This is a genomic window from Streptomyces nidicola, assembly GCF_050106155.1.
In the GTDB taxonomy this organism is placed as follows: domain Bacteria; phylum Actinomycetota; class Actinomycetes; order Streptomycetales; family Streptomycetaceae; genus Streptomyces.
Genome location: NZ_JBNBPI010000001.1, coordinates 8,013,812 through 8,039,664 on the forward strand (window position 1 = coordinate 8,013,812; position 25,853 = coordinate 8,039,664).

Annotated in this window: 22 protein-coding genes; 12 read left to right on the plus strand and 10 right to left on the minus strand. The window is 72.4% G+C overall.

Annotated features, from left to right (window positions below; genetic code table 11):
• Positions 1 to 41: 41 nt before the first annotated feature.
• The 3 genes from ACOKM3_RS36190 to ACOKM3_RS36200 are packed head-to-tail and all read left to right on the plus strand — an operon-like array spanning position 42 to position 3,717.
• On the plus strand, positions 42 to 377 hold the full coding sequence (locus ACOKM3_RS36190) for an SHOCT domain-containing protein (RefSeq protein WP_426905473.1): 336 nt from the start codon (positions 42 to 44) through the stop codon (positions 375 to 377).
• Positions 374 to 1,159 carry an ABC transporter ATP-binding protein gene (locus ACOKM3_RS36195; protein ID WP_426905474.1) on the plus strand — a complete coding sequence of 262 codons (786 nt, stop codon included), beginning with the start codon at positions 374 to 376 and terminating at the stop codon, positions 1,157 to 1,159. Before ACOKM3_RS36190 ends, ACOKM3_RS36195 begins: the two co-directional genes overlap by 4 nt.
• A complete protein-coding gene (locus tag ACOKM3_RS36200; RefSeq protein WP_426905475.1) occupies positions 1,156 to 3,717 on the plus strand; it encodes an ABC transporter permease in 2,562 nt (853 codons plus the stop codon). Before ACOKM3_RS36195 ends, ACOKM3_RS36200 begins: the two co-directional genes overlap by 4 nt.
• A 29-nt stretch (positions 3,718 to 3,746) precedes the next feature.
• Here the strand turns inward: ACOKM3_RS36200 and ACOKM3_RS36205 are convergent, their stop codons facing one another.
• Positions 3,747 to 4,256, minus strand: coding sequence for an ATP-binding protein (locus tag ACOKM3_RS36205; protein WP_426905476.1), 510 nt, complete (start codon positions 4,254 to 4,256; stop codon positions 3,747 to 3,749).
• 205 nt (positions 4,257 to 4,461) lie between these two features.
• The gene (locus tag ACOKM3_RS36210; protein ID WP_426905477.1) at positions 4,462 to 4,776 is read right to left on the minus strand and encodes a transcriptional repressor LexA; all 315 of its coding nucleotides are present in this window, start codon (positions 4,774 to 4,776) and stop codon (positions 4,462 to 4,464) included.
• A 322-nt stretch (positions 4,777 to 5,098) separates the two neighbouring features.
• Here ACOKM3_RS36210 and ACOKM3_RS36215 point away from each other — a divergent pair, with 322 nt between their 5' ends.
• Positions 5,099 to 6,271, plus strand: a complete 1,173-nt coding sequence (locus ACOKM3_RS36215) for a PLP-dependent cysteine synthase family protein (protein ID WP_426905478.1) — start codon at positions 5,099 to 5,101, stop codon at positions 6,269 to 6,271.
• A gap of 175 nt (positions 6,272 to 6,446) precedes the next feature.
• On the opposite strand, the gene ACOKM3_RS36220 is transcribed toward ACOKM3_RS36215, so the two are convergent.
• Positions 6,447 to 6,929: an SRPBCC family protein gene (locus ACOKM3_RS36220; RefSeq protein WP_426905480.1), complete on the minus strand. Its 483-nt coding sequence runs from the start codon at positions 6,927 to 6,929 to the stop codon at positions 6,447 to 6,449.
• Positions 6,930 to 7,044: 115 nt separating this feature from the next.
• Entirely contained in the window at positions 7,045 to 7,872 is an 828-nt protein-coding gene (locus ACOKM3_RS36225; protein ID WP_426905481.1) for a DeoR/GlpR family DNA-binding transcription regulator, read from the minus strand.
• A 236-nt stretch (positions 7,873 to 8,108) separates the two neighbouring features.
• Between ACOKM3_RS36225 and ACOKM3_RS36230 the strand changes: the two genes are divergently transcribed.
• Positions 8,109 to 10,544: a hypothetical protein gene (locus ACOKM3_RS36230; RefSeq protein ID WP_426905482.1), complete on the plus strand. Its 2,436-nt coding sequence runs from the start codon at positions 8,109 to 8,111 to the stop codon at positions 10,542 to 10,544.
• Here the strand turns inward: ACOKM3_RS36230 and ACOKM3_RS36235 are convergent.
• The 4 genes from ACOKM3_RS36235 to ACOKM3_RS36250 form a co-directional block, all read right to left on the minus strand.
• Positions 10,514 to 12,919 carry a right-handed parallel beta-helix repeat-containing protein gene (locus ACOKM3_RS36235; RefSeq protein WP_426905483.1) on the minus strand — a complete coding sequence of 802 codons (2,406 nt, stop codon included), beginning with the start codon at positions 12,917 to 12,919 and terminating at the stop codon, positions 10,514 to 10,516. The genes ACOKM3_RS36230 and ACOKM3_RS36235 overlap by 31 nt on opposite strands.
• Before the next feature lie 160 nt (positions 12,920 to 13,079).
• The gene (locus ACOKM3_RS36240; RefSeq protein ID WP_426905484.1) at positions 13,080 to 13,685 is read right to left on the minus strand and encodes an Rv1733c family protein; all 606 of its coding nucleotides are present in this window, start codon (positions 13,683 to 13,685) and stop codon (positions 13,080 to 13,082) included.
• Positions 13,686 to 13,930: 245 nt separating this feature from the next.
• Entirely contained in the window at positions 13,931 to 14,755 is an 825-nt protein-coding gene (locus ACOKM3_RS36245) for an MOSC domain-containing protein (protein WP_426905485.1), read from the minus strand.
• Positions 14,756 to 14,831: 76 nt separating this feature from the next.
• Positions 14,832 to 15,272, minus strand: coding sequence for a DUF6643 family protein (locus ACOKM3_RS36250; RefSeq protein ID WP_426905486.1), 441 nt, complete (start codon positions 15,270 to 15,272; stop codon positions 14,832 to 14,834).
• A gap of 266 nt (positions 15,273 to 15,538) precedes the next feature.
• Between ACOKM3_RS36250 and ACOKM3_RS36255 the strand changes: the two genes are divergently transcribed.
• On the plus strand, positions 15,539 to 16,735 hold the full coding sequence (locus tag ACOKM3_RS36255) for a TerD family protein (protein WP_426905487.1): 1,197 nt from the start codon (positions 15,539 to 15,541) through the stop codon (positions 16,733 to 16,735).
• A gap of 18 nt (positions 16,736 to 16,753) precedes the next feature.
• On the opposite strand, the gene ACOKM3_RS36260 is transcribed toward ACOKM3_RS36255, so the two are convergent.
• A complete protein-coding gene (locus tag ACOKM3_RS36260; protein ID WP_426905488.1) occupies positions 16,754 to 17,917 on the minus strand; it encodes a glycosyltransferase in 1,164 nt (387 codons plus the stop codon).
• Between the two features lie 59 nt (positions 17,918 to 17,976).
• Between ACOKM3_RS36260 and ACOKM3_RS36265 the strand changes: the two genes are divergently transcribed.
• Together ACOKM3_RS36265 and ACOKM3_RS36270 are read left to right on the plus strand one after the other, a co-directional pair.
• A complete protein-coding gene (locus ACOKM3_RS36265) occupies positions 17,977 to 18,762 on the plus strand; it encodes a glutamate racemase (RefSeq protein WP_426905489.1) in 786 nt (261 codons plus the stop codon).
• A 76-nt stretch (positions 18,763 to 18,838) separates the two neighbouring features.
• A complete protein-coding gene (locus tag ACOKM3_RS36270; protein ID WP_426905490.1) occupies positions 18,839 to 19,402 on the plus strand; it encodes a hypothetical protein in 564 nt (187 codons plus the stop codon).
• Between the two features lie 22 nt (positions 19,403 to 19,424).
• Here ACOKM3_RS36270 and ACOKM3_RS36275 read toward each other — a convergent pair whose 3' ends face one another.
• Positions 19,425 to 20,357, minus strand: a complete 933-nt coding sequence (locus tag ACOKM3_RS36275; RefSeq protein ID WP_426905491.1) for an O-antigen ligase family protein — start codon at positions 20,355 to 20,357, stop codon at positions 19,425 to 19,427.
• A gap of 349 nt (positions 20,358 to 20,706) precedes the next feature.
• Between ACOKM3_RS36275 and lnt the strand changes: the two genes are divergently transcribed.
• From lnt to ACOKM3_RS36295, 4 genes are all read left to right on the plus strand, one after another.
• Positions 20,707 to 22,344: an apolipoprotein N-acyltransferase gene (lnt, locus tag ACOKM3_RS36280; RefSeq protein ID WP_426905492.1), complete on the plus strand. Its 1,638-nt coding sequence runs from the start codon at positions 20,707 to 20,709 to the stop codon at positions 22,342 to 22,344.
• A 50-nt stretch (positions 22,345 to 22,394) separates the two neighbouring features.
• A complete protein-coding gene (locus ACOKM3_RS36285) occupies positions 22,395 to 22,874 on the plus strand; it encodes an NUDIX hydrolase (protein ID WP_426905493.1) in 480 nt (159 codons plus the stop codon).
• Between the two features lie 55 nt (positions 22,875 to 22,929).
• On the plus strand, positions 22,930 to 23,718 hold the full coding sequence (locus ACOKM3_RS36290; protein ID WP_426905494.1) for a 3-hydroxybutyrate dehydrogenase: 789 nt from the start codon (positions 22,930 to 22,932) through the stop codon (positions 23,716 to 23,718).
• 137 nt (positions 23,719 to 23,855) lie between these two features.
• The gene (locus ACOKM3_RS36295) at positions 23,856 to 25,811 is read left to right on the plus strand and encodes a helix-turn-helix domain-containing protein (RefSeq protein WP_426905495.1); all 1,956 of its coding nucleotides are present in this window, start codon (positions 23,856 to 23,858) and stop codon (positions 25,809 to 25,811) included.
• The last annotated feature ends 42 nt before the right edge of the window (positions 25,812 to 25,853 follow it).

Consider the following 25,853-nt stretch of genomic DNA (forward strand, 5'->3'; position numbering starts at 1 on the left):
GCACACCGCCCCGGCGCCACCGGCAAGAGGAGATGAGTCGGATGCAGACCCTCGCGGAATTCGGCCCCGGCAACGGCCCCGGCCCCTGGATCCTGTTCTTCCCGCTGATCTGGGCGGCCGTCGTCGTCGGTGTCGTCACCCTGCTGCGCCGCACCGTATGGCGCGGCCGACGCGGACCGTGGCGCCCCGCCGGCCCCCGCTTCGCCGAGAACTCGCCGATCGCCGTGCTCGGCCGGCGCTTCGCCGCGGGCGAGATCGACGAGGACGAGTACTGGCGCCGACTCACCGTCCTGAACGAGGAGTTCGGCCACGACAGCCACTACGGCGACCACGGCCGGTACGGCGTCGACGGCAAGACGAAGGACGGCGCGTCATGACCACCGCCGCCACGACGCTCACCTCCACCGCACTCGCGGCGCGCGTCGACAACGCCGTCAAGGTGTACGGCTCCGGGGACACCGCCGTCCGCGCCCTCGACGGCGTGAGCGTCGGCTTCCGGGCCGGACGGTTCACCGCGATCATGGGCCCGTCCGGCTCCGGGAAGTCGACCCTGATGCACTGCGCGGCGGGCCTCGACACCCTCACCGAGGGGGCCGCGTACATCGGTGACACCGACCTCGGCTCGCTCGACGACCGCCGCCTCACCCTGCTGCGGCGCGACCGCGTCGGGTTCGTGTTCCAGGCGTTCAACCTCGTCCCGACGCTGAACGTCGCCGAGAACATCACGCTGCCGATCGACCTGGCGGGCGAACGCCCCGACCGCGAGTGGCTCGACGCGCTCGTCGATGTCGTCGGGCTGGGCGACCGGCTGCACCACCGGCCCGCCGAACTCTCCGGCGGGCAGCAGCAACGCGTCGCCGTGGCAAGGGCGTTCGCGGGCCGCCCCGATGTCGTCTTCGCCGACGAACCCACCGGCAACCTCGACTCCCGCTCCGGCGGCGAGGTGCTCCGCCTCCTCGGCGACACGGCCCGGCAGGCCTCGCGTGCGGTCGTCATGGTCACCCATGACCCGGTCGCCGCAGCCCACGCCGACGAGGTCGTCTTCCTCGCGGACGGCCGCCTCGTCGACCGGATGGAACGGCCGACCGCGGACCGGGTCCTCGACCGGATGAAGGCGTTCGACGGTCCCGCTCGCACGGAAGGAGGTGAACCGTCATGAACGCCTCCGTCCGCCTCAGCCTCACCTCGCTGCGCGCCCACAAGCGGCGCTTCGCCGGAACGTTCAGCGCGGTCCTGCTGGGCGTCGCGTTCCTCGCCGGCACCCTCGTCATGGGCGACACCCTGCGCGCGAGCTTCGACTCGATGTTCGCGGGCGCCAGCAGCGGCACCGACGCCGTCGTGCGCTCCGGCAACGTCATCACCACCCCCGGCGAGAGCCAGGGCACCCGCCGCCCGGTCGACGCCTCGCTCGCCGACGACCTGGCGAAGGTGCCGGGCGTCGCCGCCGCCGCGCCGAACATCCAGGGCGCGGGCCAACTCGTCGACGCCCACGGCGAACCCATCGGCGGCCAGGGCCCGCCCACCCTCGCCGGAAACTGGATCGACGACCCCGAGCTCAACGCGTACCAGCTCGCCGACGGTCGCACTCCGCGCAAGAGCGGCGAGGTCGTCATCAACCGCGGCGCCGCGAAGACCGGCGATCTGAAGGTCGGTGACACCACGACGCTGCGCACGCCCGATCCGGTGAAGGTCACCATCGTGGGCCTGGCCACCTTCGGCGGCGAGGACGGCATGGCGCAGACCACCTTCACCGGCATGACCCGCGCCGACGCCGAGAAGTACCTCACCCCGAAGCCGGGGGAGGCCTCCACCATCCAAGTGCGCGCGGGACCCGGTGTCAGCCAGCAGGAGCTCGTCGAGAACCTGACGGCCAAGCTCCCCAAGGGAGTTGAGGCGATCACCGGTGACGAGTCGGCGCAGGAGAACACCGACATGATCTCCGGCCAGTTCCTCACCCTGTTCACGACCTTCCTCCTCGTGTTCTCCGGTGTCGCGCTGCTCGTCGCGACCTTCTCCATCCACAACACCTTCGCCATCGTCGTGGCCCAACGTGCCCGCGAGAACGCCCTGTTGAGGGCGCTCGGCGCGGCCCGCCGACAGATCGCGGCGGCGACGCTGGTGGAGGCGACCGCCGTCGCAGTGGTGGCCTCGGCCGCCGGACTCGCGGGCGGTATCGGCATCGCGGCCGGCCTCCAGGCGCTGTTCCCGGCCATCGGATTCCCGTTCCCCGAAGGGGACTTGGTGATCAGCCCGCTGTCCATGCTGCTGCCGCTGGCCGTCGGCATCGTGGTGTGCGTCGGCTCGGCGCTGCTGCCCGCCGTGCGCGCAGGGCGCACCGCGCCGCTGGCGGCCCTGCGCGAGAGCGCCGTCGACGACTCCGGTGCCTCGCGGCGTCGCGCCGTCATCGGTGGTGTGCTGGGCGCGGCCGCGATCGCGGTGACCCTCGTAGGTGTCCTGGTGTCCCCGTCGATCACCCTCGCGGGCGTCGGCGCCGTGCTGGTGCTCGCGTCGTTCGTCGTGCTCGGTCCCGTCGCGTCCACGTCCGCCGTACGGGCTCTGGGCGCGCCGCTCGACCGGCTGCGCGGCGTCACCGGCGGGCTCGCGAGGCGCAACGCCCTGCGCAGCCCGAAGCGCACCGCCGCCACGGCGAGCGCCCTGATGATCGGCGTCGCGGTGGTCTCCCTGTTCACCGTCTTCGGCGCCTCGCTGAAGGCGACCATGGACCAGACCGTGAACCGCTCCTTCGCGGGCGACGTCGCCGTCTCCACCCCGTCCTTCGGCGCGGGCGGCAGTGGCCTCAGCCCGAAACTGGCGCCCGCGATCGCCGAGCGGCCCGAGGTGGCCACGGCGGTCGGCCTCGGCAGCGGCGTCGCCGACGTCGAGGGCAAGGGGCGCGCGCTCACCGTCGCCGACCCGGCCGCGCTCGCGAAGTCGTTCGACCTCGGCACGGTCAGCGGCTCGATGGGCGACCTCGGGAAGAACGGCATCGCGATCACCCGAACCGAGGCCGACAAGCAGCACCTCGCGGTCGGCGACACGGCACGGCTCGCCTTCACCGACGGCAAGAAGGAACCCTTCACTGTCCGCGCCGTCTTCGGCCGCTCCGAGCTCGCAGGCGACTACGTGATCTCGCGCGAGGCCTGGGCACCGCACCGTACGCAGGACGCCGACAGGCTGGTCTCCGTCACCTTCAAGGACGGCGTCCCGGCGGCCGACGGCACGAAGGCGGTCGAGAAGGTCGCGGCGGCGTACGGCAATCCGGATGTGCAGACCCGCGACGCGTACGCGCAGTCCTCGGCGTCCGGCATCGACATGATGCTCACGCTCGTCTACGCGCTGCTGGCCCTGGCCGTCGTCATCGCCCTGCTCGGCATCGCCAACACCCTCACCCTGGCGCTGCACGAACGGACCCGGGAGCTGGGTCTGCTGCGCGCCGTCGGCCAGACCCGCGGGCAGCTGCGGGCGATGGTCCGCTGGGAGTCGGTGCTCGTCGCCGCGTTCGGCACGGCCGGCGGGCTCGTGCTCGGCGGCTTCCTCGGCTGGGTGCTGGTGAAGGCGTCCGACGGGGCGAGCGCCAGCGCCTTCGCGTTCGCGCTGCCGCCGGGCCGGCTGGCGATCGTGGCCCTGGTCGGGCTCGCGGCCGGCGCCCTCGCGGGCCTGCGCCCTGCCCGCAGGGCGGCACGACTGGACGTGCTGCGGGCCATCGCCACCGAGTGAGCGACGTACCTTCGGTGATCACCGCCCGGTCAGCCTGCGACGGCCGACCGGGCGGGAGCGTGTGGGGACACCTTGCGCTCGTGCGTGTCCGTGCGGCGCGCGGGATGCGTCGCGTACACCGGGTACGGCGCGATGGCCAGCGCGGGGGCGGGGGCCGGCAGGGCGAACCAGACGACCTTGCCCTCGCCGTGCGGCCGCACGCCCCAGCTCTCGCTCACCGCGGCGATCATCGCGAGACCGCGGCCGCAGGTGGCGAGGGGGTCGGCGTCCCGGACCTCGGGGAGCCTCGGGTCGTGGTCGTGCACCGAGACCCTGAGCGTGCCACCGAGCAGCTCGATCTCGACGGTGCAGAGCTTGTCGGGACCGGCGTGCCGGTGGACGTTGGTCAGAAGCTCGGTGACGCAGAGCGCGGCCATCTCGATCAACGGATCGAGATGCCAGTAGCGCAACTGCGCCGATACGATTCTGCGGACCTGACCTATCCGCGACGGCAGGGCTTGGAGCTCCACCGTGCAATGCCTGTTCGGCTGGCTGATCACGGCTACGACTCCCCGAAATTGAGTCCGGAAGAAGACGAAAACGGATCGAGCGGTGCGACCGTGCTGTGACAGGACTGCCCGCTCCGTGTCCGGCGGGCTGGTTCGCAGCGTTATCGCCGGTAAACCCTGAGTAGTGATGTGTGACCAGCGTGACCCAGGGGGCGTGGGCGTGCAACTTCGCCGGCTGTTCCCTGCGGGGCGGGTGCTATCCGGTGTGCGCGGTGGCGGCGCGCACGGCCTCGATGAACCGCCGGGCCGTGGGCGGTCCCGAGGCGCCGCCCTGGCCGCCGAGGCGCAGCAGATAACGCCGCCCGTCCATGTCGGCCATCGCCCGGTCCTCGGCGCCGAACCACGGCCTGCCCGCGCGGACTTCACCCAACGGGGCGCTGTCGATCTCGCTCCCGTAGCTCGTGAGCAACTCCAGCCTGCCGCCCGTGATCCGGACCTGTCCCGCCCGGGTCAGTGATCGCAGGCGTCGGCCGATGCGCACGCCCGTCGCCGTGAACTCCGGCTCCGCCATGCCGTTTCGCCCCCTCGAGTGGGTGTCTGCGGTGCAGTCTGCACGCACCTGGCCAGGAGCACCAGTGCACATGTGGACGCGCTGTGAAGCATTGGGGGCAGCTCCGGCGCACGCCCCCTCGCACGCACGTTCCCGGACTCTCCCGGAGTCCCGGCCGCGTGTTCCGCCACCCTCCCAGGCGTTCCTTTGAGACGCTCAAAGATGCATTTATGCAGGTGAGAAGCGTGCGCAAGGTGCTTATGATCGTGGTGTCCCGCTGTCGTCGGCGCCCCGGATCCGGAGCGCGGAACGACGGCCGGACACGACGAGAAGGAGCCAATCGGTGAGCACCACGGAACAAGGTCGGTCCACGGGCGAGGGCGCGGCGTCCGGCCCCCTGCCGACGCTCGACGTCGACCACACGGACCCCGGCTACCGTGAGTGGCTCAAAGAAGCGGTACGCAAGGTGCAGGCGGACAACAACCGCTCGGCCGACACGCACCTGTTGCTCTTCCCGCTCCCCGAGCACTGGGGCATCGACCTCTACCTCAAGGACGAGTCGACCCACCCCACGGGCAGCCTCAAGCACCGCCTGGCCCGCTCGCTCTTCCTCTACGGCCTGTGCAATGGCTGGATCCGTCCCGGCCGCCCCGTCATCGAGGCGTCGAGCGGCTCCACGGCGGTCTCGGAGGCGTACTTCGCGAAGCTGATCGGCGTCCCCTTCATCGCGGTGATGCCGCGTACGACGAGCGCCGAGAAGTGCCGTCTGATCGAATTCCACGGTGGCCAGTGCCACTTCGTGGACGACTCCAGGACGATGTACGCGGAGTCCGCCGCCCTCGCCTCCCGCACCGGCGGCCACTACATGGACCAGTTCACGTACGCGGAGCGGGCCACGGACTGGCGCGGGAACAACAACATCGCCGAGTCGATCTATCGCCAACTCGCTCTGGAGCGCTACCCGGAGCCCGCCTGGATCGTCGCCACCGCGGGCACGGGCGGCACCTCGGCGACCCTCGCCCGCTACGTCCACTACATGCAGCACGACACCCGCATCTGCGTCGCCGACCCCGAGAACTCCTGCTTCTTCGAGGGCTGGACGACCGACAACCCCGACGCGACGAGCGACTGCGGCTCCCGCATCGAGGGCATCGGCCGCCCCCGCATGGAACCGAGCTTCGTGCCGGGCGCCATCGACCGCATGATGAAGGTCCCCGACGCGGCGAGCGTCGCGGCGGTCCGCGCCCTGGAGTCGGCCATCGGCCGCAGGGCGGGCGGTTCGACGGGTACGGGCCTGTGGAGCGCCCTCAAGATCGTCGCGGAAATGGTGGCGGAGGGCCGCACGGGCAGCGTGGTCACGCTCCTCTGCGACCCGGGCGACCGCTACCTGGACAAGTACTACTCGGACGACTGGCTGCGGCGGCAGTCCCTGGACATCACCCCGTACGCGGAGGCGATCACGCGCCTGCTGGAGACGGGGGAGTGGCCGGGCAACCCGAGCCCCGCCACGGATTGACGCTCGGGCGCGTTCGACGACTGGACCGAGCAGGCCCGTGCGGCGGTTGGCGATCGGGGCGTCCGGCGGCGCCTGCGTAAATCAAGCCCCGCTCCGGGACGAGACTCGCGGGGTCCGGGGCAGAGTCCCGCGACCGCGACCGCGACCACGCCGCGGCGCAACCACCAACCCGCCCCTACGCAGGCGCAGCCGCCAGCCGTCGATCAAGCGCCCCCACGGCCCCTCGGAACGCCCTTCCCAACCCGGCCCGCCCGGCCTTCATCCCCACCCGCACTCCCGCACCCGCGTCCACCGCAAACGTCCACCGCACCCGAGAACCCCCGCCGGGAACCCCTTCGATCCGCCACTCCTCCACCATAGCCCGAAGCCCCGGCACATTGGTCTCGTCAACGCGATACGCGTAGACCTCACCGGGCTCGGCGGCGACGATCGTCTCCAGGAAGCGCGTCCCGCCCTTGAGCCGGACCTCCCGCCGCGCACCACCGTCCAGCGGCCGCGCCAGCGTCACCGCGGAGAACCATTGGGGCCACCCGACGACATCCTCGGCGAGCGCGCGGTACACGGCGTCCGGAGAGGCCGACACCTCACGGGCGAACACGAGCCGCAAGGGCGCGCTGTCGACGAAGTCGTGCTCGACGGGGCGAAGTCGGCGTGCCATGAAGGTTCAACCCCCAAGGTTGATCGGCGGACGCGACCCGGGTCAACGGGCGTCGCCCGCAGCCAAGTTGACGTGCTCCAGGTGACCGGTCCCGGTCACCATAACTGGCGCACCGTCAGATGTCTGTACCGTCCTCGGGCTCCCCGGCCACCACGAGCCGCATGTGCTCGGCGACCTCCGCCCGCGCCTCGACCGGCAGCCCGCCGTCCGTCACCAACGTGTCCACCTGGTCGAGCGAGGCGAACGAACTCAGCCCCACCGTCCCCCACTTGGTGTGGTCCGCCACCACGACGACCCGCCGCGCGGACTGCACGAGCCGCCGATTCGTCTCCGCCTCCGCCAGGTTCGGCGTGGACAGGCCGGCCTCCGGGCTTATGCCGTGCACCCCGAGGAACAGCACGTCGAAGTGGAGCGCCGCGATCGCCTGGTCGGCCACCGGGCCCACCAGCGAGTCCGACGGCGTGCGCACCCCGCCGGTCAGCACCACCGTCGCCGCCCCCTGCCGGGACGCCGCACCGCGCTGCGCCGCGTGGAAGACGTCGGCCACCCGCACCGAGTTGGTCACCACCGTGAGGTCCGGCACGTCGAGCAACTGCTGGGCCAGCGCGAACGTCGTCGTACCACCGGAGAGCGCGATCGCCGTGCCGGGCGCGGCCAGCGGCGCCGCCGCGCGCGCGATGTCCTCCTTGGCGGTCAGCTCCAGGCCCGACTTGGCCTCGAAGCCGGGCTCATGGGTGCTGGCCTCGACGACCGGGACCGCGCCGCCGTGCACCTTCTCGACGACACCCTGCCGGGCCAGCGCGTCCAGATCGCGCCGCACCGTCATGTCGGAGACGCCGAGCTTCCTGGTCAGCTCGTTGACCCGGACGCCGCCGCGCCGACGGACCTCGTCGATGATCAGGGCGCGGCGCTGCTCCGCGAGCAGGTTCTGATTCTCGCTCACGTCCGTCGGATCCCTTCGGCTCGTCCCGCCTGCCACCACCGCCGTACCGGCCAGCGCTTTCTCGTCATCCTCGCACGCGCCACCGACACCGGGACCACCGCCTGCGCTGCCGACCTGCCCATCGACGGGGCGCCAAGGGGTGAATGGCGCGGGGCGCCTCGGGGAGATTCCGTGACGAGGGGTGCCCGCGGGGGCGCCGGGCCGAGATCCTGGTCGGGTTCAGGAACGGGGGACACATGAGCACGACGCACGAGCACGAACAACAGGACGGCACCGCGGCGGACCCGGCGACGACGCCCTCCGCGCAGCCGTCCACCACGCCATCCGCGACACCGCCCACGGCCACGGACGAGACCGCTCTGGAACTTCTCGTCCACGGAGTCGGCGGCACCACTCCTCAAGAGATGCTCGACGACCCGCAGCCGGTGCGGGTGTCCGGGGACGAGACGGCGGCCGTCTTCCGGCGCGGCGAGGACGCCGACGCGGAGGCGCGCCCCGACGACTACCGGGGCAAGCCCGTCCCCGAGGCGTACGTCTGGTGCAACCTCACCTCGGGCAACGGATCACGGGCGCTGTGGCTGCTGCTGCTCCCCTTCATGGTGGTGAACCTGTCCCACTGGATGCGCCCCAACGCCCGCCGCAGGTCCCGCACCGTACGCCTCTACGGCCTGGTCGTCCGCCTCTTGTCGCTCACCCTCACGGTGCTGCTGGTGGGCGCCGCGTGCGAGGTCGCCCTCGACCTGACGGCCTGGCAGTGCGCGGGCACACCGGCCTGCGCCGAGCAGCGGGCCTGGCTGGGATTCCTGTCCGTGGACGCGCATGGTGGCGGCGGCTGGTGGAGCCAGCCCGGCCGCCGCCTCGCGCTCGCCTCGCTCGTCCCGACGGCTCTTGCGGGCCTGCTCTGGTACCTCTCGCACCGCACCTGGAGCGCGTACGAGGCGCAGCGCCCGCTGCCGCACATGCCCGAGCCCACCGACGGCGAGATCGACAACGCGCTCGGCAGGCCCGGCTTCTGGTACGGCCGCCGCCTCGTCGCCCGCCTGCGCTCGGCGCACACCGCGGCCGCGCTGCTCACGGTGGCCGCGGCTGTCGGCACCTCCGCGGCCCGGTTCGACCGGGCGTCCGGCGGGCCTGCTCTGCTCGACGTGCTGGGCTGGCTGATCGTGGCCGCGCTGATCCTCGGGACCCTCGCCGTCATCGGCGTCATCGTGCACCGCGGCCGCAGCGAGAGCCGGGTCGACGACACCCTGGACCGCACGGTGGTGCGCGTGCTGCCCTACGCCGCGCTCGTCCTGCTCGTCGTGACCATGGTGTACGCGGCCTGGTCGCGCCCCGGATGGCAGTCGTCCGGACGGCTGCCCGGTGACCTGAGCTTCGGCGGCATCACCCTCGTCCAGGGCGCGCTCGTGATCGCGCTGGCCTTCGTCGCGCACGCCATCTACCGCACGGCCCGCGACCCGCGCACCGCCCTGCGCGGCCTCGGCGGTCCCGCCACCGCGATGCTCGCGTGCGCGCTGGGCGGCGTCATGACCGGTGGTGTGGCGCAGCGCGTCGCCGACTGGCTGGACGGCACCAGCGGCCTCATCAAGGGCCCGCCCGTGCTGCTCACCTGGCAGGCCTCGGCGATCCCGCCGCTGTTGATCGTGGTCGCCGTCCTGTGCGGCGCACTCGCCCTGCGCACGGCCCGCATCAAGAAGCGCGAGACGGCCCAAGTGGCGGCCGACTACCACCTCGACGAGAAACCCGGCAGCACCAGCGAACCCCCGGACGTGGCCCGTACGTCACGCATCGCGGGCACCCGCGCGCGTGCCGCCCTCACCGACAAGGCGCCGGTGATGATCGGCGTCGTCTCCTCGGCGACGCTGCTGCTCGGCGCGCTCGCCGTGGTCGGCGCCTGGACCACAGGGAAGGTGCCGGGCAGCGCGGCCCAGGGCTCGTACGCGATCGTGGCCGGGGCGGCCGACTCGGCGCAGGCGCTCGGCTCCTGGCTCATCGGCCTGGGCTTCATACTGTTCGTCACCTGGGGACGCCGCGCCTACAAGGACGCGTCCGCACGCCGCACCATCGGCATCCTGTGGGACGTGGGCACCTTCTGGCCGCGTGCCGCGCACCCCTTCGCGCCCCCCTGCTACGCCGAGCGCGCCGTCCCCGACCTCACCTGGCGGATGGCCACCTGGACGCAGGCCACCGGGGGCCGGCTGATCCTGTCCGGACACTCACAGGGCAGCGTCCTCGCGGCGGCCGCCGCCTGGCAGCTGCACCCCTCCGTAAGGAAGCGCGTCGGACTGCTCACCTACGGCTCGCCCCTGGAGCGGCTGTACGGGCGCTGGTTCCCGGCCCAGTTCGGACCCGAGGCGCTGGCCTCGCTGCACCGCCAGGTCGACTGCTGGCGCAATCTGCACCGCAGGACCGACCCCATCGGCGGGCCGATCAACCTGCCGGGCGAGTGCGGCCCACAGGTCGACCACCCCGCCCTCCTCGACCCGCTCGCCTACGGACGGACCGCCGAACACCCGCTCCCCGCACCGATCCTGGGCCACGGCGACTACCAGGCCGACCCCGTCTTCGCCGAGGAACGCGCCCACCTCCTGGCCCGCCTCAAGCCGGGTGTCCCGCAACAGCGGCCCGACGCCGAGCAGTCTCAAGGCAGTTCGGGCAGGTCCTCCGGGTAGAGCAGCGTGAGCGCGTCGGTGTCCAGGGCGTCGAGCTGGGCGACCCGGCCCGCGTGCCGCTCCACCATCGACTCGAACGTCTGCCGCGCGGTGCGGCCGTTGCCGAACGCGGGCCCCTTCGGGAGCGCCGTGAAGTACTTGAGCAGTGCTTCCGGCGTCCCGTCGGCGAGCCGGTACTCGTGCTCGTCGGACTGCTGCTCCACGATCCGCAGCAGTTCCTCGGGCACGTAGTCGGAGAACGTGATGGTCCGTGAGAAGCGGGATGCCACACCGGGGTTGGTGGACAGGAAGCGCTCCATCTCCGCCGTGTAGCCGGCGACGATCACGACGACCTCGTCACGGTGGTCCTCCATCAGCTTCACGAGCGTGTCGATCGCCTCGCGGCCGAAGTCGCGCCCGGAGTCCTCGGGGGACAGGGCGTACGCCTCGTCGATGAACAGGACGCCGCCGTGGGCCCGTTGGAAGGCCTCCTGGGTGCGGATCGCGGTGGAGCCGATGTGCTCGCCGACCAGATCCACACGGGACACCTCCACGAGGTGTCCCTGGCCGAGGACTCCGAGCGACGCCAGGATCTCGCCGTACAGGCGCGCCACCGTCGTCTTGCCGGTGCCGGGGGAGCCCGTGAACACCAGGTGCCGTCGCACGGAGGCCGCCTTGAGTCCCGCCTCCTGGCGCCTGCGGCCCACCTCGATCATGTCGGTGAGGGCGCGCACCTCGCGCTTGACGCTCTCCAGGCCCACCAGAGCGTCGAGTTCACCGAGCACGAACTTGGACGTGCGGGTCTCCTTCTCGGGCTCCTGAGGGGCCGCCACGGGCCGCTGATCGGGCACCGCGCTGAGCAGGCCGACGGTCTGCGTCGCGGTCTGCACGGCCGGCTGCGGGGCCGCCGTCGCGCCGGGGCGCACGCCGCCGCTCTCGTCGCTCGTGCAGTCCTCGATCAGCGGGCCGTCCTCGGCGAACTCGTAGCCGCCGCGCGAACACCGCTCCGTACGGCACTTCTTGAGGCTCGTACGGCAGCCGTCGATGACGTGGAAGCCGAAGCCGCCGCTGTCCGAGACCCGGCAGCCGTGGAAGCTGCCCCGGCCGCCCGCGGACACGTAGAAACCGGCCTCGGCGGGCGAGGTGACCGTGCAGCGCTCGATGGTGGGGTCCGCGCCCTTCGTGACGATCACGCCGGTCTGCGTGGCGTCCACCGTGCAGTTGGCGAGCGTGCCGCCGCTGCCGTGGTCGCGGAACCAGGCGCCCGTCGCGGCCTCGCGGATGCGGCAGTCGTCGAGCTGCGCGGTCGCCCCGTCGCTCACCGACACGGCCGTGTTGCGCACCTGGGAGAGGTCGCTGTCGACGACGTCCACGCGCGAGCCGCGGTCGAGCACGAACAGCGCGTCCGGCACGTCGTGCACCCGGCAGGAGTCGAGCACGGCGGTCGCTCCGTCGCTGACCCAGACGGCCGGGTAGTCGCCCGTACTGTCGTGGATCTCCGTCTGGTTGGCGTCCACGCGCGTGCCGGGGTCCCACACCGAAAGACCGTTGCGCCCGAACTGGCGCACGGTGGAACGGGTCAGCGTGAGCACGGACCGGGAGCGCAGATCGATCGCGTTCTCCGGAACGTCGTGGACGCGGCAGTCGGCGAGGGTGAGGACCGCGTCCGTGTCGAGCGTGACGCCGTCGCCCGTCGTGCGGTGCACATCGCAGTCGGTCAGGTGCGCGGCCGCCCGCCCGGTGATCTGCACACCGGAACCCTTGACCTCGTACACCTCGCAGCCCACGGCCTCCAGACCGGAGTGCTCACCGGTCGCGGACAGGCCCGCACCCGACGTGTGGTGCACCCGGCAGCGCTCGAGCCGCGGATGCGCGCCGCCGCGCACCGCCACGCCCGCCTGCCCGGCGGCGACGACCTCGCACTCCTCGAATACGCCGCCCCCGCCGTCGAGCACGGCGATGCCGATGCCGCCGGGGTTGTCGACGGTGCACTGCCGCACCGTGGGCCGGGCGCCGCCGCGCACCTCGACGCCGGTCGCGGACCGGGTCACCACGCGGACGCCGACGATCTCTGGGGCGCCCTCCTCGACGAGCAGCGCGGGCGCCGCCGCGTCCTGCCCCTCGACGTGCAGGTCACGCACGGTCGCGGAGGCCCGGACGGTCAAGGGGACACCGTCCGACGGCGCGATCCGCACGGAGCCGGGGGAGCCCTCGGGGCCACGCAGCGTGATGGCCCGCCGCAACACCAGGTTCTCCCGGTACGTACCGGGGGCCACGGTCAGTACGTCACCGTCGGTCGCCGCCTCCAGGGCGGCTGCCAGCGACGCGTATTCACCCGTGCGGCGCCGCCACCGCGAAGTACCGGCGTGCGTCACCTGGACCGAGCCCTGTGCCATGGCGCTGATCTGCCCCCACCTCGTCGTACGCAGGAAGTGTGCGCGCCTCGCGGGGCGCTTTCCCTGGCTGTTTCCTGCGCTCTGCCTGCCAAAAGGTGGCTCCACCGTAGCGTGCGCGGAGCACGGCAGTTGACCAGAGCGACGAGCCTGTGGGCGGCGGTCAGCTGCCCGTGCCGGTCCTGCCCCAGTCGGGTCCGGCGATGTCCCAGGCGCTGTCCCAACGCGCGTACCGGCGGCGCATCATGCGCCACAGGACCAGCCGCCGGGTGCCTTCCACCAGGCCGGTGACGGCGAAGGCCGCACCGAATCCGGCGAGCGCCGCGTGCGTGGCGGCGGTGGGCCGGTCGAGGGGCCGGCCGACGGCGCGGCCCTGGTCGTCGGTCCACACGGTGAACTTGTCGCCGCGGTGCGGCGTGGTGAGAGCGGCGACGACGCGGTCCTGCCGGATCGAACCGTCCGGCGCCTTCCAGGTCGCCACCACGCGTGTGTGCGCGTCACGCGCCGTGGAGGTCTCCGGGTCGGGATCGAGCGGCGGCTGCGCCACTTTGTGCACCACGGTCGCCGTCACCTCGTGGCGCATGCTGCGCTGCTCCTCCACGGAGCGATACAGAGCGTCACGCGCCATGGACCCCGCGACAACGCCGGCCAGCGGCGCGGCGACGACGATGAGGAACAGTGCGACCAGGGCGACCCAGGCCTCTGCCAGGTCGGTCCCGCGGCACACCGGATTGTGACGCCAGCGCCATAGCCCGATCAACGCTCGCACGGTCTGCACCCCCTTCCGGGTCTGTCTTAACCCCGAACGGCAGCGCCCGCATGCCGGAGGAGAGAAGAGAGAGCGACGTCACCTGGCCCAGATCCTGTCCGGCGTACCCCGTTTGCGCCCCGACGCCCGGCACAACGGGGTACGCCGGACAGGATCTGGCTCGCCCCTGCCCACCGGCGCTTCCGACACTGCCATTGTCTCTCAACGAGCATGCCGCGGCGCCGGGTTCCCCGGCCGGATGACGGTTATTCGAGGATCCTCAAGGGATCTCCGATACGCACGGTGCCCGTCGACTCGGGCACCAGGTTCGTGCCGAAGCACAGTTGGTCGCCGAAGCGGCGGTGTCGCGCCAGCGTGCGCAGGGGTTCCTTGCCACGCTCCGCGGTCTGCTGGTTCGTCGTCGTGACCACGCAGCGGCCGCTCTTCTTGGCGATACGGAACGTGACGTCCCCGATCGCGATGCGCGACCAGTCGTCCTCCGCCCACGGAGGCGAGCCGGAGACGACGACATTCGGCCGGAACCGGTTCATGGGCAGCGGGCCCTCGTCGGCGTGGTCACCTTGAGCGATCAAGGAGTTGAGCGCGTCGAGCGAGGAGAGCGTCGTCAGGAGCAGCGGGTAGCCGTCGGCGAAACTCACGGTCTCGCCGGGACGCGCGTACTCCGGGTCGATGGGGCGTCTGGTCGCCGGGTCGTCCAGATGCATCAGGCGTATCTCGGTGCCCAGGTACGCACTCCACCACGCGTGGGCCGCACGGTCGGCGGGGATCGCCTCGACCTTGTCCGACCAGACCTCGATCGTGGTCGTCTCCCGCGGACCGGGTATCTCGACGGTCAGCGGGTCCATCTCCGGGGCGGAGACGCGAACGCCGCCGCCGGGCAGCTGCTCGGCGGCGGCCAATGCCAGGCGCGGATGCGGCCGTTGGGTGACGATCTTGTCGTCCGCGCCCACCAGCACCCAGCGCCGGTCCCCGGCCAGGCCCCACGGCTCCACAACGGCCTCGCGCGGAGCGTGCCCCCGGACCGCCTTGAGCGGGTGGACATGGATCGAACTGAGTGCTGGCTGCGACATGCCGGTCATTCTGCCAGCAGCCACGGACATCGCCCGTGGCTGCTGTGGTGGGCCGGAGCGTTCCGGCCGTGTCGGGTCAGTAACCGCGGTACTGCTGGCGGTTGTACGGATCCTCGTACGGCGCGGGGGCGGGCCGCGGCGTGGCCGGACGCATCGCCTCGTAACCGGTCGCCTGGCCGGGCGCGGGACGCTGCGGCTGCTGGGCCTGCTGGCCCGGATAGCCGCGCTGCGCGCTCGCCTGCTGCGGGATGTACGCGGTCGGAGCCGCCTGCATCGGGGCGGTCTGCGGGTGCGGATAGCCGTACTGCGGCGAGGGCGCGGAGGGCGCCGACGGCAGGGCGGGCAGCGCGGCGGGGAGCGCCGGCAGGTGGCTGTTGCTTTCGTACGCGGAGGGAACCCGGATCGGGGCGATCTGCGGCGTACCCCGTTCCGCGACGAGTGAGTCGTAGATCGGAGTGTCCGGGAAGGACGGCGCGGAGTAGTAACCGCCGCCATATGTGGAGCGGGGGGAGGTCATGACACATAAGTTAAGCCCACGATGTGGTCGTTGGGGTAGACCGATAAGAGGGTTCTTTTGCGTGTCGTGTGTGACCGCGCGTCCTCAATGCGAGCGAACTTGGGGAAAACGGTCGTCGCCCGGGGCAGATTTCCTGTAGGGCCCAAGATTTCAGGGGGTTACCGGCGGTTGGCCAGTGATCTTCGAACCGGCCTCTGGGAGCCGGAAGGCTCCAGGGAATAGGTTGGTCGGTAAGCCGAGGGCGGGCGTTTGGGGCGGACATGACAATGGCTAAAGGCTCGAATGTCGGCGTGCGGGCCACTGCCGTACGCGTCGAATTGGGCCGACGTTCAGGCCCCGGCGTACCCGACGTCGACGCCTCGGCGCTCCTGCTCGCTTCCGGAAAGGTCCGCTCGGACGCGGACTTCGTGTTCTACAACCAGCCGTCGCACGCCTCCGGGGCCGTGCGGCACGAGGGCAGGTCCACCAGCGGGGGCACTGTCACGGACACCCTCTTCGTCGACCTCGCGCGCGTGGAGCCCGCCATCGAGCGAGTGGTCCTCGCGGCGTCCGCGGACGGCGGGGCGTTCGGACAGGTACCGGGCCTGTACGTCCGCGTCGTCGACGCGGCGGACGGGGCCGAACTCGCCCGCTACGAAAGCGCGGACGCGACGGTGGAGACAGCTTTTGTGCTCGGTGAACTGTACCGCCGTCAGGGAGCCTGGAAGTTCCGGGCCGTGGGCCAGGGCTACGACAGCGGCCTGGCGGGCCTCGCGAGGGACTACGGCATCACGGTGGACGAACCGCGGCAGGCGGCACCACCCGTCGCCGCGCCTTCGGCGACGCCCACGCGCGCGACGCCCGAGCGACCGGCCAGGGTGACGCTGACGAAGGCCGCTCCCACCGTCTCCCTGGCGAAGCAGGGCGGCACGTCCGGCGCCCTGCGCGTGAACCTCAACTGGGAGGTGCTCAAGCAGTTCGGCGGCCGGGGGAGCAGGCGCGCCCGGAGCCTCGACCTCGACCTGTGCGCCCTGTACGAACTGGCCGACGGGCGCAAGGGAGTGGTGCAGGCGCTCGGCCACGCCTTCGGGGCGCTGGGCGAGGCGCCGTACATCCACCTCGACGGCGACGACCGCAGCGGAGGCCGCGGCGCCGGCGAGAACCTCACCATCAACCTCGACCACACGGACGCGATCCGCCGCATCCTCGTCTTCGTGACCATCTACGAAGGCGCGCGCAGTTTCGCCGGCCTCCATGCGACGGTCACACTGCAGCCGGCGCACGGTGCGCCGATCGACTTCTCCCTGGACGAGTGCACGGTGCCTTCCACGGTGTGCGCGCTGGCCCTGCTCACGAACGACGGCGGCGATCTGACCGTGCAGCGTGAGGCCCGCTATCTCGTCCCTGACCGGGGCGTCAGCCCGCAGCGCACCGTGGACCGCGCCTACGGGTGGAACATGAACTGGACGCGGGGCCGCAAGTAGCGTTCCGCGGCGAGCCGTTCACCCCCGATCGGGCGCGGCGTACGTACGCCCCTTCCAGGCCGCGCCCCGCCCCCTGTAGTGCTGCACAGCGGAATCCACCGTCATCAGGAGGTACAGCAGCGCGGTGAACGGCAGTAGCGGCGCCAGCCACAGCGTCTGCCGGTAGTAGCGCAGCATGGGGAGGTACGTTCCCGCCATCACCGCCCAGGCGAGTGCGCCGAGCAACGCGGTCGGCGCGTTGCCCCCGAACAGGCCGACGAGCAGCGCCGCGGGCGGCACCAGGTAGACCAGGGCGAGCCCCAGCACGGTGGCGAGCAGCACCAGTGGGTTGTGCCGCAGCTGTGCGTACGCGCTGCGGGACACCATGCGCCACAGGTCCGCGAGGCGCGGATACGGCCGCACGCTGTCGACGCGTTCGGCAAGGCCCAGCCAGATGCGCCCGCCCGACCGCTTCACGGCCCGCGCGAGCGACACGTCGTCGATGACCGCCTGCCGGATCGCGTCCGGGATCCGCGCCCGCTCGGCCGCCTCGGTGCGCAGCAGGACGCAGCCGCCCGCCGCCGCGGCCGTGCGCGCGCCCTGCCGCGCGATCCGACGGAACGGGTACAGCTGCGCGAAGAAGTACACGAACGCGGGCACGACCAGCCGCTCCCAGGCGCTCTCCACCCGCAGCCGCGCCATCTGCGACACCAGGTCGAAGCCGCCCGTGCGCGCCGCGGCCACCAACTCCCGCAGGCTGTCCGGCTCGTGCGCGATGTCGGCGTCGGTCAGCAGCAGGAACTCGGGCTTACGCGCGCGTGCCAGGCCGATGCCGTGCCGCACCGCCCACAGCTTTCCGGTCCAGCCCGCGGGCGGCTCGCCGGGTGAGTCGACCGTGAGGGGAAGCCCGCCGAACCGCTCCGAGAGGGTGCGTGCCACCTCGCCCGTGCCGTCCGAGCTGCCGTCGTCCACCAGGAAGATCTCCGCCCGCCCCGGATAGTCCTGGGCGAGCAGGGACGGCAGGCTGTCCGGCAGCACCTCCGCCTCGTCACGGGCCGGCACCACGACGCACACATCCGGCCAGCTTCCGGGCTCGGTGCGCGGCGGCAGGCGCAGGTCCGTGCGCCAGAAGAAGCCCTGGCACAGCAGCAGCCACAGCCATGCGGCGAGCGAGGCCGCGGTGATCCACACAACGACGTCCATCCGCCGCAGTCTGCCCCACCGGCAGGGGCATTGTCGGACCGATCGTCTATGGTTTCCGGGTGAAGATCGCGCTGATGGACTCGGGAATCGGACTGCTCGCGGCCGCTGCCGCGGTACGGCGCCTGCGCCCGGACGCCGACCTCGTGCTCTCCTCCGCCCCGGAGACCATGCCGTGGGGGCCGCGCACGCCAGAGGACGTGACCGAGCGGGCGCTCGCCGTCGCCGAGGCCGCCGCCGAGCACGGTCCGGACGCGCTGATCATCGCCTGCAACACGGCCTCCGTGCACGCGCTGCCCGCGGTGCGCGCCCGGCTCGAGCCGCGGATCCCCGTCATCGGGACCGTCCCCGCGATCAAGCCCGCCGCGGCGGGCGGCGGCCAGGTCGCCATCTGGGCCACGCCCGCGACCACCGGAAGCCCCTACCAGCAGACGCTGATCCGGGACTTCGGAGGCGGCGCCCGCGTCACCGAGGTGCCCTGCCCCGGCCTCGCCGACGCGGTGCAGTGGGCCGACGAGGAGGGCATCGACCGGGCCATCGAGGCCGCGGCCGCCCTCACCCCCCGTGATGTAAGGGCCGTCGTCCTGGGATGCACCCATTACGAGCTGGTCGCGGAGCGTATCCGCGCCGCGGTGCAGCAGCCCGACGCGACCCCGCTCGTCCTGCACAGCAGCGCGGGCGCCGTCGCCGCGCAGGCGCTGCGCCGCATCGGCGAGGGCCCGCGGGGCGGGACCGATGCGCGCGGCCGGCTCACGGTGCTGCTGGGCGGCCGGGAGGACACGCTGCCCAAGGAGGCGCTCGCCTACGCGGAAGGCCGTGACCTCCAGGCGCTGAGCCACGCGGGCTGAGCGGACCGCACCGGCCCGGGCCACGGGGCTGCGCAAGCCGGTGCCGGACCCGCGGAACATGAGTAGGCTCGATTCCATGAGGGAACACGCCCCCGACGAGCACTCAGGGCGACGCTCTTCCGCCCCCGCGACCGACATCTGGACCGGCCGCGCACACAACCGTGTGCAGTGGATCCTGGCCTGTGGCGGGCTCGCCTGCCTGGCTCTGGGCATCGAGCTGGCCGTGGACAACTCCTGGGCCACCGGCATACTCGCCCTGGCCATGTCCGTGGTCGGCCTGATCGCCGTGGGCCTGCTCATCCTGTTCGGCACCCTCGCCTTCCTCCACGTAGCGGTGAAGGTCGACAAGGAGCACCTCGAAGTGCGCTGCGGCCATGTGGGGCTGCCGCGCCGCCGCATCCCGCTCGCCCATGTGGTCGAGGCGGACTTCGCGCCCCGTGTCACGCCCCGGCAGTGGGGCGGCTGGGGCTACCGCTGGCGCCCGGAGATCGGCACGGCCGTCGTGGTGCGGCGCGGCGAGGGCGTGGTGCTCGTCCTCGGTGACGGCCGCAGGTTCACGGTGACCGTGGACGACGCGGAGAGCGCGGTGCGGCACATCCGCGACCGCCTGAAGCGACCTCACGCGGGCCCGGTCGTCTGACCGCAGGACCCGGCGGGTGAACTCAGTCGTGGCCGCTCCGGAGGAATTCCGGGGCGGCCACGTCGTCGTCCGGCGGCCCGTCCGTGAACGGTTCGGCCGTGGCGATCCCGGCGAGCAGGCCCACGCCCACCGTCACGGTCGTGAAGCTGAGCGCGTTGCCGACCGTCGCCATCGCGGCCACCGCGGCCAGCGCCGCGCCCGCCGCCAGCACCACCTGGGTCGACCGCGCCGAGCGCCACAGGACGTACAGCAGCCAGCAGTAGGCCGTCGCGAGCAGCAGGACGCCGACGAGGCCCTGCTCGGCAGCGACCTGGAGGACGGCGGAGTGCGGCTTGCCGTCGGAGAGCGGTGACTGCGCGAGCGTCGGACTGAGGTCCTCGAAGCGTCCGGGACCCGTGCCCAGGGCGGGATCGTTCCCGGCGAGGTGCAGGGCGTCGCGCCACAGCAGGATCCGGCGCGGCGAGAGCCACGCCTCCAGGGAGGCCGTCGGGCCGGACGGCAGGACGTTCTTGGCGAGCGCCACACCGATACCGGCCATGACGGCCGTGGAGAGGCCCAGGCCGATCAGGCCGATCGCCCGGCGTCGCAGGCGGGCCGCCGCGAGCGAGCACAGGACGACGCCCGCGCACGCCGTGATCCCGCTCGGTGAGTCGACGACGGCGGCAACCACCACGCTGCCCGCCGCCACAAGGTGCAGCGCGATCCGTGCGGCCCGCCGCCGCGCCGACCAGGCCGCGCAGCACAGCGCCCCCGTGGACAGGGCGAGCAGCGCCGCGGTCGCGCCGACCCGGCCCATCGGCGTCACGACATCCGGTGTGGGGACCGCGTACGGAGCGGTGAGCGCCAGGCACAGGCCGCCGAGTCCTACCGCGCAGGACGAGGCGACCGGGACGAGCGCCCCGCCGATGCGTCCGCACGCGAACCCCGCGATCACGGCGAGCACGGCCAGGAGCACGCCTTCCGGTCTGCCCGCGCGTGCCGTCGCGCTGATCAGGGACCATGCCGCGCAACACCCGAGCACCGCGACCCCGATGGCGTCGGACGCCCCACCACGCCGTTCCAGCGCGGCATCCGTCTCCGCACCCGCTGACCACCCCGTCGCACCCACCCGCCGCCCCCCGACGTAGACGGGCCCCGGATGCGTGGCCGGAAGCGGCCGCGACATCGGGGACTGGGGCACACCGTAACGGCTGGTGGGCCACGGCGGACCGGTGTTGCACAGGAACGATCCGCCTGCGCGGTCGTCGCGGGGCGCCCGCCGACCGGCATGTCGGCGTGACAGCGACGCGCCGTACACTCCCCGGGTGACCGCCACCGCACCTCCCGTAGCCCCGTCGGACGAGCCCGCAGAGCAGTCCGTGCTTGCGAAGGTCCGCTCCCACCTGCGGCGATTCGCGCCCCTCGCGTTCGCGGTGATCGCCGGGCTGCTCCTGTACGTGAGCTTTCCGCCGCGCGAGCTGCCGTGGCTCGCGCCGATCTCCTTCGCGCTGTTCGGCGTGGCCGTGTACGGGCGGCGGCTGCGGGCGGGCTTCGGACTCGGCCTGGCCTTCGGGCTCGCCTACTTGGTGCCGCTGCTCTCCTGGACCGGCGTCGACGTCGGTCCGCTGCCGTGGCTGGCGCTCGCCGCCGCGGAGGCGCTGCTGGTCTCGCTCGCGGGCATGGGCATCGCCTATGTGTCGCGGCTGCCGCTGTGGCCGCTGTGGGCCGGCGGGGTCTGGATCGCGTCCGAGGCACTACGCGCGCGTGCCCCGTTCGGTGGATTCCCTTGGGGGAAGGTCGCGTTCGGGCAGCCCAGTGGGGTGTTCCTGCCGCTCGCCTCGCTGGGCGGCACCCCACTGCTCGGCTTCGGTGTGGTCCTGTGCGGCTTCGGGCTCGGGGCCCTCGCCCTGCGCGTCAGGAAGGTGCGCCGGACGCCGTCCGAGGACGCATCGCCCCTCAAGGGCTTGTCGTTCGTGAAGGACAAGGGCATTGCCGCCGCGGCCGCGTTCACCGTGGCCCCGGTCGTCGCCGGAGCGGTCGCGATGCCCTTCGTGGCGACCGGCGCCGAGGCGGGCACCGCGCGCGTGGCGCTCATCCAGGGCAACGTGCCGCGCATGGGCCTCGACTTCAACGCCCAGCGTCGCGCCGTGCTCGACTATCACGTGCGCGAGACCATGAAGCTCGCCGCGAAGATCAAGGCGGGGCAGGTGAAGCGCCCCGACCTGGTGCTGTGGCCGGAGAACTCCTCGGACATCGACCCGTACGTCAACCAGGACGCCTACGACGAGATCACCAAGGCCGCGCAGGCCGTCGGAGTGCCCATCTCGGTGGGGGCCGTGGTGACCGCGGAGGACGGCACGCCCCGCAACCGGCTCATCCAGTGGGACCCCAAGACCGGCCCCGGCGCGGTCTACGACAAGCGGCACTTGCAGCCGTTCGGCGAGTACATGCCGTACCGCAGCTTCTTCCGGATCTTCAGCAAGGACGTCGACCGGGCGGGCGAGTTCGTACCCGGCAAGAAGCCTGTCGTCTTCGACATGGCGGGCACCAAGGTCGGCAACGTCACCTGCTACGAGGCCGCGTTCGACGACACGGTGCGCGACCAGGTCCGAGAAGGTGCGCAGATCCTCTCCGTGCCGAGCAACAACGCGACGTTCGAGCGCAGCCAGATGACGTACCAGCAGCTCGCCATGGACCGGGTGCGGGCCGTCGAGCACGGTCGGGCCGTGATGGTCCCGGTCACCAGCGGTGTCAGCGCCGTGATCCGGGCCGATGGTTCGATCGAGCAGCAGACCGGCATGTTCGAGCCGGCCACTCTGCTCGCCGATGTCCCGAAGCGGACCTCGCAGACGCTCGCCACGCGCGTGGGCGCATGGCCCGAGGCGCTGCTCGTCGCGATCGGTGTCGGGGGCCTCGGCTGGGCCGTCGTGCGGGCGCGCGCGGGGCGCCGCTCGGACGCCTGACGGGCCTGTGGCCTGCCGGTTCGTTGGGGCATACAGGTACGCTCGTCGGCATGGCGACTCCTGAATTCATCCGTACGATCCGGGCCACCGCGGGCCACCAGCTGCTGCTTCTGCCGGGGGTCAGTGCCGTCGTCTTCGACGACGAGGGGCGGGTGCTGCTCGGGCGGCGCGCCGACACCGGCAAGTGGTCGATCATCGGTGGGATTCCCGAGCCGGGGGAGCAGCCCGCGGATGTCGCCGCGCGCGAGGTGTTCGAGGAGACCGGCATCGAATGCGTCGTCGAGCGGGTGGTGCTGGTGCAGGCCCTGCAGCCGATCACGTACCCCAACGGCGACCAGTGCCAGTTCATGGACACGTCCTTCCGCTGCCGGGCCACCGGCGGCGAGGCACGCGTCAACGACGACGAGTCGCTGGACGTCGCCTGGTTCGCCCTGGACGCGCTGCCGCCGCTCGAGGAGTTCTCGCTGTTCCGGATCAAGCAGGCCCAGGCGGAGGGACCCACATGGTTCGAGACCATGACCGAGCGCTGAAGTATGGGTGCTGCCCACATCGGGCGGTGCTGATCAGCTGCCTAGGGTGCGAGTCATGACGCCGCACACCCCGCTGACCGCACCCACCGCCCCCGAGCTGGATCTCGGCGGACGCACCGCACTCGTCACCGGCGCCGCCAGTGGCATCGGCCGGGCCTGCGCCCTGCGCCTCGCCGCGGCGGGCGCCAAGGTGAGAGCGGTGGACCGGGACGCGGTGGGGCTGGAGGCGCTGGCCGGGGAGGCCGACGGCATCGAGCCGTACGTCCTGGACCTGACCGACCTCGACGCGGCGGAGGAGGCGGCGGCCGGCGCCGACGTCCTCGTGAACAATGCCGGGATCCAACTGGTCCGGCCCATCGAGGAGTTCCCGCCCGAGGTCTTCCACACCGTGCTGACGGTGATGCTGGAGGCCCCGTTCCGGCTGCTGCGCGGGGCGCTGCCGCACATGTACGGGCAGGGCTGGGGCCGCGTCGTGAACGTGTCGTCGGTGCACGGGCTGCGGGCCTCCGCGTACAAGTCCGCGTACGTGGCCGCGAAGCATGGGCTCGAAGGACTGTCGAAGACGGCCGCGCTGGAAGGGGCGGCGCACGGCGTCACCTCGAACTGCGTGAACCCCGGCTATGTGCGCACGCCGCTCGTCGAGCAGCAGGTCGCCGATCAGGCCGCCGCGCACGGCATTCCCGAGGAGCGGGTGCTCGGCGAGGTGATGCTGCAGGACAGCGCGATCAAGCGGCTCATCGATCCTTCCGAGGTCGCCGAGGCCGTCGCGTATCTGTGCACGCCGCAGGCCTCGTTCATGACCGGCACGTCCCTCGTTCTCGACGGCGGCTGGTCCGCCCACTGAACAACCTGGATTTTGCAGGAGTTTGGGTGGTTTCGCGGGAGATGCGATCACTCGACCGGGTGGCCGCGATTTCGTGACGACCCGAGTTGTCCACAGGGCTAGCAGGCCCGACCGCTCGACGGGTAATCCTTGTCCGCATGTCGCGCCACCAACCGCACTCAGCCGCCGCCTCCGGCCCGGTGACCACCGAGGATCCGCAGGCCCCGTTCCTGGAACTGCTCGCCAGGGGCGCCTCCGCCGATGCCTACGAACAGCCCGTGCTGCTCGCCCGGGCCGAAGGCGCGAACCCCGAGCGGATAGCGGCACTCGAGGCGGCCAAGACGCTCGCGCTGCGCGTACGCGCCGAGATGGAGGGCAGGCGGCGCCGCGAGGCGGAGCTGTCCGCCCTGTTCGAGACCGCGCACGACCTGGCGGGCCTGCGCGACCTGGACGCGGTGCTGCAGGCCATCGTCCAGCGGGCCCGCTCGCTGCTCGGCACCGACGTCGCCTACCTGACGCTGAACGACCCGGTCAGGGGCGACACCTACATGCGGGTCACCGAGGGCTCGGTCGCGGCCCGCTTCCAGCAGCTCCGCCTCGGCATGGGCGAGGGCCTCGGCGGCCTCGTCGCGCAGACCGCGCGGCCGTACGTCACCGACGACTACGGGCACGACGTGCGCTTCCAGCACACCCGCAGCATCGACGCGGGAGTGGGGGACGAGGGGCTCGTCGCCATCCTCGGCGTACCGCTCATGCTGGGCGCGCAGGTGATCGGGGTGCTGTTCGCCTCCGACCGGCGCGCGCGGGTCTTCGAGCGCGAGGAGATCGCGCTCCTCGGCTCCTTCGCGGCGCTCGCCGCCGCGGCCATCGACACCGCGAACCTGCTCACCGAGACCCGGCAGGCGCTGAACGAGCTGGAGCGCGCCAACGAGATCATCCGTGACCGCAGCGGCGTCATCGAGCGCGCGTCCGACGTGCACGACCGGCTCGCCGAGCTGGTGCTGCGCGGCGGCGGAGTGCACGACGTGGCCGCGGCAGTCTCCCAAGTCCTCGACAGCACCGTGGAGTTCACCGAACCGGAAGAGGCGCCCGGCCACGCCCTCGAAGCGTCCCGCGCCGACGGGCACGCGGTGCGACACCGCGACGACTGGGTCGCGGCCGTCGCCGCAGGCGGCGAGCTGCTCGGCGCCCTCGTGCTGCGCGGCCACCCCGGCCTCGACCCGGTCGACCAGCGCACCCTGGAGCGCGCCGCCATGGTCACCTCGCTGTTGCTGCTCGCCCGGCGCTCCGCGGCCGAGGCCGAACAGCGGGTGAGGGGCGAGCTGTTGGACGACCTGCTCGACGGGCGCGATCGGGACCCGCGGCTGCTGCGCGAGAGAGCCGAGCGGCTGCACGCCGACCTCGACGCCACCCACGTGGTGCTCGCCGCCCGCCTGGAGAGCACCGGAGACGCCGAGCAGGAAGCGGCCGCGCGTCGCCGCCTGTGGTCCGCGGCCAACCACCTCGCGGCAACCCGGCACGGCCTGGCCGCCGCGCGGGACGGCGGCACCGTCCTGCTGCTTCCGGCGCACACCACCGCCGCGTCGGAGCTGCACACCACCGCCGCGTCGGAGCTGGCGTCCCACGTCGCGGGCCGGCTCTCCGAGGCGATCCACGAGAGCGTCACGGTGGGCGCCTCGGCCCCCGTCGCGGGTCTGGCAGGGTGGACCGAGAGAGCGGCCGCCGCGTATGTGGAGGCGCAGCGCTGCCTCGACGCGCTGCGGCTGCTCGGCAGGTCGGGGCAGGGCGCGGCGGCCGAGGACTTCGGGTTCCTCGGGCTGCTGCTCGCCGACAGCCGGGACGTCGGGGGATTCGTCGCCCGCACGGTCGGCGAGGTCATCACCTACGACGAGCGCAGAGGCACCGACCTGCTGCGCACCCTCGACGCCTACTTCGCGTCCGGCATGAGCCCGGCCCGCACGAAGGACGCGCTGCACGTGCACGTGAACACGGTCGCGCAGCGTCTGGAGCGGGTGGGCCGGCTCCTCGGCGAGGACTGGCAGACGCCGGAGCGTGCGCTGGAGATCCAACTGGCCCTGCGGCTGCACCGGTTGGCGGCCCCGGACATAGCCTGACCCCGCCCGAGCCCCGAGTCCGCAACCACGGGGCCGGCGGGG